5 protein-coding genes are annotated in these 12,315 nt (G+C 36.4%); all 5 read left to right on the top strand.

The window, feature by feature from the left end; all coding sequences use genetic code 11:
- The first annotated feature begins 872 nt into the window (after positions 1 to 872).
- The 5 genes from AAC155_RS21755 (at position 873) to AAC155_RS21775 (ending at position 12,307) form a co-directional block, all read left to right on the top strand.
- Positions 873 to 1,748, top strand: a complete 876-nt coding sequence (locus tag AAC155_RS21755; protein WP_205068580.1) for a pentapeptide repeat-containing protein — start codon at positions 873 to 875, stop codon at positions 1,746 to 1,748.
- Between the two features lie 285 nt (positions 1,749 to 2,033).
- Positions 2,034 to 6,698 carry a non-ribosomal peptide synthetase gene (locus AAC155_RS21760; protein ID WP_146748139.1) on the top strand — a complete coding sequence of 1,555 codons (4,665 nt, stop codon included), beginning with the start codon at positions 2,034 to 2,036 and terminating at the stop codon, positions 6,696 to 6,698.
- A complete protein-coding gene (locus tag AAC155_RS21765) occupies positions 6,665 to 10,219 on the top strand; it encodes a thioesterase domain-containing protein (protein WP_158536618.1) in 3,555 nt (1,184 codons plus the stop codon). Before AAC155_RS21760 ends, AAC155_RS21765 begins: the two co-directional genes overlap by 34 nt.
- A 115-nt stretch (positions 10,220 to 10,334) precedes the next feature.
- Positions 10,335 to 10,523 carry a hypothetical protein gene (locus AAC155_RS21770; protein WP_146748140.1) on the top strand — a complete coding sequence of 63 codons (189 nt, stop codon included), beginning with the start codon at positions 10,335 to 10,337 and terminating at the stop codon, positions 10,521 to 10,523.
- A gap of 11 nt (positions 10,524 to 10,534) precedes the next feature.
- Entirely contained in the window at positions 10,535 to 12,307 is a 1,773-nt protein-coding gene (locus AAC155_RS21775; RefSeq protein ID WP_113044116.1) for a carbamoyltransferase family protein, read from the top strand.
- The last annotated feature ends 8 nt before the right edge of the window (positions 12,308 to 12,315 follow it).

Raw genomic sequence — 12,315 nt, forward strand, 5'->3', positions numbered from 1 at the left:
CTGGTCAAACAATGCGATTGCGGGGCACCGAGCCAAAGGAACAAGCTTAAAAAAGCGGGTTGGTGCGATGATTATCGGGCAAGAGTTTTCTTTGGATGAATAGCAGTCAAAGTATGCTCGTGCCCTGCAGATTCACTAAGGAGTAAACCAGCATTATCATTAATGATGCCTGATGAAGCGGATGAGATGTTATTGCGCCATTATATGAAAGCAGAAAATATGGTAAATAATTTACCAACATGCCATGAATATTTACAACATCTACATAACTTAAAAAATAAAGATTGATAACAGGTAAAAAATTGGTGCCTATTGGATTCAGTAAGTTTAAAACCTTACTTAAGATGTGTTGTATTAAATTAATCTCGATTATCCAAATAATCTATATAAGACTGAAAAGTTATTCGTAAAGTATTTATATGGCATTTAGAGCGCCAGTAATCTAAGGGCGGTAGCTTACCAGAGTAAAGGTAAGCTACCGGGTGAGTTTATCATTAATCAGCTTCCGAAAAACCTTGTCGTTCTGGGGAGGGGAAAGGAGACGGTTTTCCCGCTAACTTGTTTATACAGATAATATTTTGAAAGGTAATATTAATAGAAATGTGAAGTCTTCATCAGAACTTACATTTTCCTGGTGTTGTATATTTCAACCTTCCATTCGTCTTCTTCAAAACTTCCTTGACTTATTCAACAAACCCTATCTAAATTGATGTGTATATACAAATTCAAAGGGGGAGGTAAGGTAATGGTTCCAGAATTGGAAATTTCATTGGAAAATCATTTTCTGAAATTCGTTTCTATCATATACCCTATGGATTTCAAGATGGATCGCGACGGCAAGGGAGCGAATCCCCGGGAGCATAGATAACGATGTGACTGGGGTGAGTGAGTGCGGCCAACAAAGAGGCAACTTGAAAGATAACGGGTATACAATTTATGGTTTAGATAGAGTAATAGCTCGTATGAATCATCGTATAGTGAGAAGATTTAATATGTTTGAGTCTAGTTTAGATATTTCAGAAGAAACAGGTATAATTGAAGGTAGAAAATTTAATAATTTGGACTGGAGTAATGAACATCAACCAGATTTAGTATTTAAAAGCTGTGTTATCATTGATTCGAAGTTTTCAGGTGCAAACTTAAATGGTTTGCGTTTAATAAATTGTCAAGTATTTAACTGTGACTTTATTGAAGCCAATATTTCAAATGGTGAGTTTGAAAATACATTATTTTATAGTAAAGATAGTCAAAAAGGTTGTGATTTTCATAGTGCAGACTTACGTAGTTCAAAGTTTATTTGCTGTGATATTTCAACAAGTAATTTTTATCGTGCTGAGCTATTTGATATAACAATTGATAGGTGTCAGGCGCAAGGGTGTCATTTTGAGCTTGCCGACTTTACAAAAGTAGTCAGTCGAAAAGTTATATTCAGCTCAGCAACATTAACAAAATCAAACTTTAAATATTCAGATTTTGAAGGCGTATATCTTGAAAAGTGCGACTTATCAGAAAGTAATTTAGTTTCAGTTGTATTATCAGGCGTAAACCTTGAAGGTTCAAATCTAACTAATACTATTTTTTCTCCATCCCGCTATGATGGGTTATCAATATTTAAAGCTGATTTAAGGAATGCGGAAATATCTAATATAGACGTGAGATTATTAGATTTTTCTGGCGTTGAAATATTTGAATGGCAAATGATTCCTTTGATGGAAGAAATGGGGTTTATCATCCATCCAGATAATTAAAGTAGAAAAGGCAACTGAGGTTATATTCGTTAGGATAAAAAAGAATATTTTCCTTATTATCCTATGTACTGGAGACACCTCTGATTATTTAACTGTTAACACTCTTTGAATTTTTGCTGGTTTTGCTATTGTCCGCATCTTAGGAGTTAAATATTAATAGGAGTTATGTGGAAAATGAAAGTAAGAGAAGATATTATTGCACTAAAATCTTAAAAAGAATCTCTGATAGAAAAAGATCTCAATAGAAAATGCCCAGATAATAATAAAGCCCAGATTAGTCCCAAAGTGAAAGAATTATTAGATTGGATTAGATTAACTTCTAAATCAGATGATGAGATAATCAAAGGCAAAGAAATATCGAAGCAATTTATTTATCAGTCAGGGAAACTTGGACTTTTTGGTATGCAAATACCGATAGAGTTCAATGGCATCGATATTTCTGTTTCAGAGGCTTCCCAAATCATCCAACAACTCGCAGCCATAGATATTACTCTTACAGCTTTTACTATACTCCAACACTCATGTAGTTATTTGATATTCAAACATGCTAGTCCAGAAATAAAGCAGGAATATCTATCGAAAGTGTCAACAGGTGAGATGATTGGATGTTTTGCATTGAGTGAACTCGCTGCGGGTTCGAATCCGCGAAATATGGAGTCCACCCTGACGAAGCATGATGATGATTCCTGGGTACTGAATGGTAGTAAATGTTGGTTGGGTGGAGCTTCTATTGCTGGTGTATTTATTGTATTTGCAAAACATCAATCTGCTGATGAATTAGGAATTAGCTGCTTTGTAGTTCCAGCATCTGCCTCAGGTATAGAAGTTGGTGGTGAACAGAATTATCTGGGAGTCCAAGGTCTTGATTTGCGTACCGTCACTTTTAATAACGTTGTTGTCCGAAATACACAGCGATTAGGTGAATTGGGAAAAGGCATGCAAGTTGCTGCGAGTAGTTTGCTTTTTGGGCGTACACTAGCGAGTTCACTGGCCATTGGGGTAATGAAGCGGTGTGCTCAATTGATGTATAGATTTGCTTCCCAGCGTCAAATCAGTACCGGGCTACTGATAAATAATCCAGTGACAGAATTACAACTGAGTTGGTTAATTCATGCGATAACAAGTGTGACGGCAATATCTGATCAAGCATGTGGGGATTTCGATCATGGTGTATCTGTTCCTGCGAGTTTATGTATTGCTGCAAAAGTTTTGGGATCAGAATTTGTTTGGAAAGCCACAGATAATTTAGTCCAATTGATGGGAGCAAGAGGGTTAGATGAAAGAAATGTGGCATCTAGTTTATTGAGAGATAGTCGATTTTTGAGAATAGGTGAAGGACCAACTGAAACATTATTGATGGAGATAGGTTCAATATTAGCAACCAAAGATCCGGAAAATGAATTTTATTTTGTTGAGAAACTTGGTGCTAAGGAAATTTGGAGTAAATTGTATTCATCAATAAATGAAATCACAAGATTATGCAAAATCAAAGAGAAAGGTCTCGAAGCAACCTACTATTATGCTGGTAGAGTTGGAGTTTGGGCTATTTTATATGCTTGTATAGAACATCGATATCCTTTAGAGCAGGATACCATAATTGACTGGATAAAGGATAATTATAACCAAGAATTGATTCTAATTAAAAATGACTTAAATAGAACAAGACTTGGAAGTCAGATAGATTATATTTTTGAAAAGATTAATGCTTATGGTGTGGATATTGGTTCTCTAGATGAAACGATTACGACAAATCTCAATAAGACCTCTCTCTTTTTTTCCAAGGAATGTATCAATAATAAAGAAAACCGATTTACTGATGGCGCGGCTAAATTCTATAATGATCACAAAGAAGATGAAGTTCCATTAATAAATATTATAAAAGACTCGTTATTATCTTCAGAAATTACATTGACGAAAAGTATCACGACAGCTTTGCTTAATGAAAAAATAAAAAGTAAAGTTAAAAGATTCGCCAAACGAAATAAAAAATCTATCGTAGAAGTCATATTGACTTCGCTTTCTGTATTATTAGCCAGAATTTCTAATCAAGAATCTATCTCGATACTCGTTTTCAATGTTAAGGAAAATTCGACATATTTTTTCACTTATCAATATAAACCTAACGATTCAATTGAAAGTAACTTAGTTACCCTAACCGGTAAAGTCAAACAGTGGTCGACTCCGAGTGAGGCGATTATAGATATCATTGAGAAATCAAGAAATGATTCTCCACTAATGAGTTTAACTACAACGACAGTTTGTTTTTGTATTGGACTTCCACTGCAATACAAAGAGTTAGAGGGTATTGATATTTGTATTGCTTTAGAAGAGAAAAATACTGAGCAATCCATTACATGGATTCATTCTGCTGCTTTTAACCAAGATACGATCAAGAGAAGGGCAAATAACTTAATTGAATTCATTGATTCAATTGAGACACCGAATAGATCAGTAGCAAATTTATCGATTATTCCTGATAGTGAAAAAGAGGAAATTAGGAAATATAGTAGTATAAAGAGTATGGCTAAAAGTGGAGATAAAACGTTACCTGAGTTGTTTTATCAATGTTTAGAGTTAAATTCTGGGGGAGTAGCATTAGTCGGTCCTAATGAAAACCTGACATATCAGCAATTAGAGGAAAAAACGAATCAGATAGTGGCTATTATACAAGAGGCTGGTGTAAAAGCTTGTGATGTTGTGTGTCTTTGCATGGGGAGAACTACCTACTTTATAGCCAGTTTATTGGCTATTGTTAAGATGGGAGCCACTTTTGTTGTGCTTAATGCAAGGCACCCTGTGGAGAGAAATCGGACGATAATCGCTAATACGCGTTGTTCAATAATCTTGAGTGAGAGTTCACTAGCAAATATTGTAAAGGAATTTGACGAGTGCGTTATTGAGATTGATAGCGAATTAAAATCTGGTAATTTACGTTCTATCTCACTGAGTAACCAAGCTACACCTGACTCTATTGCATATATTTCTTTTACCTCTGGTTCAACGGGTGAGCCTAAAGGGGTAATGGTTAGTCATAGTGCGCTTTGTTTGCAACTTGAAAATCGTAGGTCAATCTTGAATCTTTGTGAAAGTGATAGATTGCTATATTCAGCGGCCCCGAATTTTGATGTTGCTATATGGGAGCTTTTTGGTGCTTTTTCAGCGGGCTGTGCATTGATTGTCAATGGTGACAATCAGTTTAATTGGGAGCCAAAGGAAGCTATAAATACAATTATTCATTATGGCGTTACTCATCTTCAAGTTCCACCTACTCAGCTTGGTTTACTCATTAATGAGAAAAATATTGAAAAATGTTGTTCTTTAACTTGCATTATTACTGGCGGGGAGTTATTACCAAATAACGTAAGAGAAAGTATACATTCGAAGATAAAGGTAAACCTGTATCACTTTTACGGGCCAACAGAGGCAGTTATTGATACCAGTTATTGGCAATGCAAAATAGGTGAACAACAATCCTCTACCTATATTGGTCTCCCTTGTCCACACAGACAGATATATATATTTGACCATAATATGCAACAAGTCCCAATTGGTGTACCTGGGGAAATGTATATTGCAGGGAAGCCTCTTGCAAATGGATACCTATCAGGGGCAAAAATGACAGAATCTCTGTTTATTAGAAAAAAACCGTTTACTGAGGAAGAGAGTAAAGATTCATTCATGTATAAAAGCGGCGATAAAGCTCGCTTTATATCTGGAGGTGGGTTGGAATTTTTAGGCCGAGTTGACCAGCAGATTAAGATCAATGGTATTAGAGTAGAACCTGGAGAGATAGAAAATGTATTAGAAAGTCATGCATCTATTATGCAACTAAGGGTTGCATTAAGAAATCGAGGGCAAGATAAGGTTAATCAGTTCTTGGTTGCTTATTATGTACTATTTGAAGGTTCGATAGTCGATAAACGTGAGCTTAGACAATTTGCAAAAAAACGTTTGCCAAAGGAGATGGTGCCAAGTTTATTTATCGAGTTAAAAGCGCTTCCATTAACTTCAACCGGTAAATTAGATATCCGTGCCCTGCCAGAATTTGCGGATTTGCATAAAATAGAGGCTTCAGAAATTGACCTTTCTACAACTGTAGGCAAGGTGCGCTATATATGGCAAGAGGTGCTTGGTAGGCCAGTCAATGATGAAGATGTTGATTTTTTTGAAATTGGTGGTCACTCTCTGACGGCTGTGAAAGTACTTACTCAGCTAAGAGAGACTGTTTCAACCGATATTAAAATGAGCGATTTTCTGGAAAACTCAACAGTACAAGGATTAGCAAGAATTATTGAAGAAAAAGGTATTAATATCCATGTAGAAAAGCCTACCCCAATGTCAAGGGAAGGGGTTATTCCTTTATCAGGCACACAGGAAAACCTCTGGTATCTCTACAAGCTTAATCCTCACTCTGCGGCTTATAATTGCCCTGAAGCATTTAGGTTGTCAGGAAAGATTTGTTTAAGTAGTTTGGAGAAGGCATTGAATGATATTTTCAAACGCCACGAATCTTTAAGAACGACATTTTATGAGTTGGATGGTATTCCTTATCAAAAAATTGTACCAATTTCAGAATTTAAACTTGATGTCTGGTATTTTAATCATATATCTGAACAACAGTTTTCAGAGGAATCTAAAAAAATCGTAGAGAAGGAGTCTGCTAGGTCATTTAATTTAGAGAAAGATTATCTATTTAGGGTGTTATTCATTAGTAATCATGATGAACATGTTATTTTCTGGAATTTTCACCATATTATTGCTGATGGAACCTCTTCTGCTAATATATTTACTAATGAACTTAACCAACTTTATACTTATACCCGTCATCTTTCAAGTTGCCTCTTTGTTGGCTGCACTCACTCACCCCGGTCACATAGTTATCTATGCTCCCGGGGATTCGCTCCCTTGCCGCCGCGATGCATCTTGAAATCCATAGGGTATATTATTTAAGAGGAGAAAATATCTCTCTACCTGAGATAGCGATACAACCTATTGATTATATGCACTGGTATAACACTTTTATGAATGAATCGAGGCGTGGTGGAAAATTGGATTTTTGGCGTAATATGCTAGAAGGGGTACCTTCCGAAGTTGACATTACACTTGGGAATTCTTTTCCAACTAATATTAGTGATAGCGGTTTTCGGTTCTATTTTCAATTACCAGAAGAAATTGTGAGCCAAATTGATGAATTTTCAAAAAATAATGGATTCACCCAATTTGAGATTATGATGGCTGCCTTTTCAGTCCTTATTTATATTGTCAGCGGTGAAGATGACTTCACTATTGGAACCGTTGTAGCTGGGCGACATCATAGTGTTATTGAAAACATTATAGGAAACTTTGCCAATGTCGTGGTGACAAGACATAATGGTTTTAAACAGACGACAATTTTAAATTATCTTGAATCAATGAGAAATAAATTAACCGATATATTTGAAAATTCTGATATTCCCTTTGATGAAGTTGTTTCAGCAACATGTCCTAATCGTAAAAAAAATAAAAATCCATTATTTAATACTTTCTTTTCTCTTTACAATGGAAAAAGAAATCACCTTAATATCGGTGAGGCAGTACCTCAAGGAGTGTTATTAAATCCCGGCAATTCTCAATTTGACCTGAGTTTGGCTTTATTTTCGGATGCTGGTTCTATTAATGGATATATAGAATATAAAGTTGATCTCTTTGATAAAGAGACAGTGAATCGACTTTTCCGTTATTATATAAAAACGCTTAACTATATTTTGATGAGTCCAGATCAGAGTATTGATTATATTGAATTAGTTGATAGTGAAGAAAGAAATACTCTCGTTAAAGATTGGAATAATGAGCGAGGGCCTGTAGCAACAGATAAAACTTTATATGAAATTTTTGAAGAGCAAGTTAAACTATATCCTGATAATATTGCAGTTAAGTTTGAAGATAAATATTTAACTTACGAAGAATTAAATAAAAGAGCTAATAAGTTAGCTCACTACTTAAATAATTATGGCGTCAATCCTACTGATTTAGTTGGTCTTTGTGTTCAACCATCGATTGAAATGTTTGTAGGTTTGCTAGGAATTGTAAAGGCTGGTGCCGGGTATGTACCATTAGATCCTGCACTTCCTGCCGCTAGAATTGATTTTATAGTGAAAAACAGTGATTCAGTTGTGATTTTAACGCAATCAACGCTTGCTAAAACAGTTGCGCATTGTGGCATTGATCTAATATTGCTTGATGAAGAAAATCAGTTATTCAATGAGTATAAGGAGACAAATCCTTCGCACTCGATTCCGGCTGATAGCATCTTATATATGATTTTCACATCAGGATCGACCGGGATCCCGAAAGGCGTTCAGACTCAGCATTATAATGTTGCGGCACTGGTTTGTGATACTAATCATATGGAGTGCGACAAAGCAGATGTTTTTGCAAAAGTTAATAACTTTGCATTTGATATTTCTACATGGGAAATTTGGGCACCGCTATTGCATGGTGCATCTATTACGGTGGTTCCTGATGCTATAAAACTAATCCCACAGGAATTTTCTGCTTTTATTAAACAACAGAAAATTACCATGCTTTATCTTCCTACCGCGCTTTATCATATGATCGCTACCGAGTTGCCGGAAAGTTTTGGTGGGCTTAAGTTGCTTGTTGTGGGTGGTGAAGCACTTGATCCGACAAAAGCACACTGTGTTTTGGAAAGTAAAGCGCCACCAAAAGGCTTTATTAATGCTTACGGTCCAACCGAAGTGACATGTTCATCTGCGTGGTTTGATGTTAAAAAACTCAGTAAAGATGCAAAGAGGGTTCCAATTGGTAAACCGATCACAAATACGCAGTTTTATGTCTTAAATAGTGAACAAAGCGTTCTACCAATCGGAGCTAAAGGTGAACTATATATTGGTGGCGCGGGTGTGTCAAAAGGTTATAGGAAGCGTCCAGAACTTACGGAACGCCACTTTCTAAAAAACAGATTAGGTTCTGATATAAGATTTGACAAACTGTATCGCACCGGCGATGTCGTTAGATACTTACCTGATGGTAATTTAGAATTCATGGGTAGAACTGATCATCAAGTTAAGATCCGGGGATTTAGAATAGAAATTGGAGAGATAGAAAATATATTAAGAAAGCATCCATTGATAAAAGATGCTATTGTTTTGGTTCAGGAAGAATCACCAGGAAATAAACGTTTAGTCGCATTTGTTGAGTTTTATGAAGAGCATCAAAACACATCAATCAATACGATAAGAAAATATCTATTAGAAAATCTACCAGCCTATATGGTTCCTTCGGTAATTAAGGCGTTAAATGTTTTACCGTTGAATAATAATGGTAAGATAGATAGGAATAAGCTTAATCAAATTGAAATAGAGCTGGGTAATGAAGGTGGAGGTTTACGCTATCCGCGAGACTATGTAGAATTATCACTTTGTCTTATTTTGGAGGAGATTGTCGGATTTAAAAAACCAACCTTAGATATAAATTTCTTTGAAAGTGGTGGGGACTCTCTTCGAGCAGTCCGTTTAATTTCTGAGATAAATAAAACTTTTGGCAAGAATTTACCTTTAGATACGTTGTATGATAGCGGTAATATTGAATCCTTAGCATTAAAAATAAAGAGTAATGATATAGATAATGAAAACCGTATTTTAATACCTCTTGCAAAAAATAAATTTAATAATAAGCCCGTATTTATCGTTCATCCTCTAAGTGGTAGCGCAATGTGCTATATCCCATTAGCCACAATGTTAGCTAACCCGCTTTATGCTTTCCAGTCACCGTTATTTTATAAGCAATGGGGGCATGAATCGATAGATACCGTTGAAACCTTGGCTTCAATGTATATTGATGAAATGCTAAAAGTTCAAGAACGAGGCCCTTTTGTGCTTGGGGGATGGTCTTTCGGGGGAATTATTGCTTTTGAGATGGCGAGGCAACTTGAGTTAAGTGGTTATGAAGTATCTAAACTATTCTTGTTTGACAGCGTGGCGCCTGGAAAAGCTCATAAAGAGTTGAACATGATGAAAGTTCTTGGTCTTTGTCTCGAAGAAATTGTTGAACAATTTGGTACTCATATCGATATTGATTTAGAAAACATGAGCAAGCTGACTCACAGCGAGATACTTGATGCTGTATTAAATACTATTAAAGAACATGGTGGATTTGCCCCAGATGCTGATGTCACTATGCTTGAACGCATGATTGACACTTGCCTGGCTAATTCCAGAGTGTCATCAAAGTACACTGCTGGTACTGTAAACATTGACACGATTCTTTTTCGTGCTAAAGACCGTTCTCATATGGAAGAGATGCTGGTATTCCCTAATGAGGCTAAAGAAAGATGCTTGGGTTGGAGCCAACATATTTCTGGTGATCTTATTATTGAGGATATTGATGGTCATCATATGTCGATAATGTTCCAACCTAATGTTAACGCTATTTCCGCGGTAATAAATAAATGGATGGAGAAGAATAATTAATGGGGGGAGACTGATTTTCTATAATGATTAAAATAGGACTTCTGTCATATACTTTTTTATTTATAATACGTGGTGAATAATGAATCCATCGTTTAAATTGATAAATTAAAATAAGATGTATACCCAATGGATTTCAAGATGCATCGCGGCGGCAAGGGAGCGAATCCCCGAGAGCATAGATAACGATGTGACCGGGGTGAGAGAGTGCAGCCAACAAAGAGGCAACCTGAAAGATGACGGATATATAACTTTGCTAAAAATAAATAAGTTAGTGCTGGTATTTATTCTTAAACCTAAAAAATAGGGTATGATGCTATGAATATAATTGGTATCTCTGCAAATTTTCATGATTCTTCTTGTGCACTGATCAGCGATGGTCAATTAATAGCTGCTGTTTCAGAAGAGCGATTTTCCAGATTCAAAAATGACTCTCGACTACCAATTAGAGCTTTCAGATATTGTTTAGAAGAGGGCGGAATTAATATTACAGATATCGACTGTATTGCTTATTATGAAAACCCTTATAAGAAGTTGTCTAGGCAACTTGCTTCCAATTTCAACTTTTCTGCTACTAACGGTCTTCATTGGTTGGACTGCCACAAGCCATTTCGTGATATTACTGAAGTATTGGGGTATGAGAAAGAGATCAAGTTTTACGATCATCACATGGCACATGCTGCCGGGAGCTATCTATTTTCTGGCTTTACTGACGCGGCTATATTGACTTCTGATGGTGTGGGGGAATGGGAAACTTCTACTTTTGGTTATGCGCAAGGCGATAACATCAATTTGTTCGAGAAAATTGAATATCCAAATTCAGTGGGTCTTTTTTATAGCACTATTACTAACTACTTAGGATTCAGAGTACTCAGTGGCGAATATAAAGTCATGGGATTAGCGCCTTATGGTAAACCAATATATACCAATAAGTTGCGAGAAATGTTCAGTATGGAGAAAATATTTAGGTTTAAGCTGAATATGAAGTTCTTTGATTTTTGCCAGATAAATAGAATGTACACGGATGCTTTTATTGACTTGATTGGTTTTCCCCCAAGAGAACAAGAATCTGTGATGCTACAACACCACATGGATTTAGCGAAAAGCTTGCAAGTGGTGTTGGAAGAGATTCTTATCAAACAAGTTCATGATCTGCGGGAAAAAGTTGATTCAACAAACTTATGTTTGTCAGGAGGTGTTGCTCTAAACTGTGTTGCGACACATGCCATCCGTAAGACTGGCCTATTTAATAATATCTTTATTCCTTCTGCTGCTGGAGATTCTGGTTCCGCTTTGGGGGCAGCTGCATTGGCTCATATTGAGATGACGGGAAAACGACACAGTTACGAGCCATTTACAAACCCTTATCTCGGTCCAAAGTTTAGTAACGACAACATATTGGAGATGCTAACTTCAATGGAGATTGAAGCGTTGGATTTCCGTGAAGATAGAGAAGGTTTTGAGCAAACCATTGTTGAGATGCTCATAAATGGAAAAGTCATTGGTTGGTTTCAGGGGCGGATGGAATTTGGTCCTAGGGCTTTAGGAGCACGAAGTATTATTGCGGACCCGAGAGATCCTTCTATGCGAGATCGGCTAAATGCATTGGTCAAAAAGAGAGAAGGATTTAGGCCATTTGCGCCAGCACTTTTGGAAGAGGAAGCCGCAAATCATATTGAATTATCAATTCCAACACCATTCATGCTTGAAACGTGTCAAATAACCTCAAATCTCAGTTTACCCGCAGTCACACATGTTGATGGCTCTTGCCGACCACAAACAGTTACTGCTGATACTAATCCAAAGTTTCATTCTTTACTGAAGGCGTTTTATAACGCAACGAATTGCCCAATATTGGTGAATACTTCATTTAATGTGAGGGGAGAACCCATCGTTTGTACTCCACTTGATGCGGTAAGGTGTTTTGGTAATTCAGGAATTGATGTTTTAGTTCTGGAAGATTTTATTATTGAGCGAACTATGCTTTCGGAAGCGTTTTCTAAGATGGCAGAAATAGAGTTTAGTTTTATTCAGCCACCACAAGATCTCTTTACAGGGCAATCTATAGAAGCCATCTATACCTTTATCTAGAATAAACT

It is taken from the genome of Photorhabdus sp. HUG-39 (assembly GCF_963878365.1).
Classification (GTDB): domain Bacteria; phylum Pseudomonadota; class Gammaproteobacteria; order Enterobacterales; family Enterobacteriaceae; genus Photorhabdus; species Photorhabdus kayaii.

What these genes read in the sequence shown, in the direction of transcription:
- AAC155_RS21775 (WP_113044116.1), top strand. Translation starts at nt 10,535, where the DNA reads ATGAATATAATTGGTATCTCTGCAAATTTTCATGATTCTTCTTGTGCA.
- AAC155_RS21765 (WP_158536618.1), top strand. Translation starts at nt 6,665, where the DNA reads ATGCATCTTGAAATCCATAGGGTATATTATTTAAGAGGAGAAAATATC.
- AAC155_RS21770 (WP_146748140.1), top strand. Translation starts at nt 10,335, where the DNA reads ATGTATACCCAATGGATTTCAAGATGCATCGCGGCGGCAAGGGAGCGA.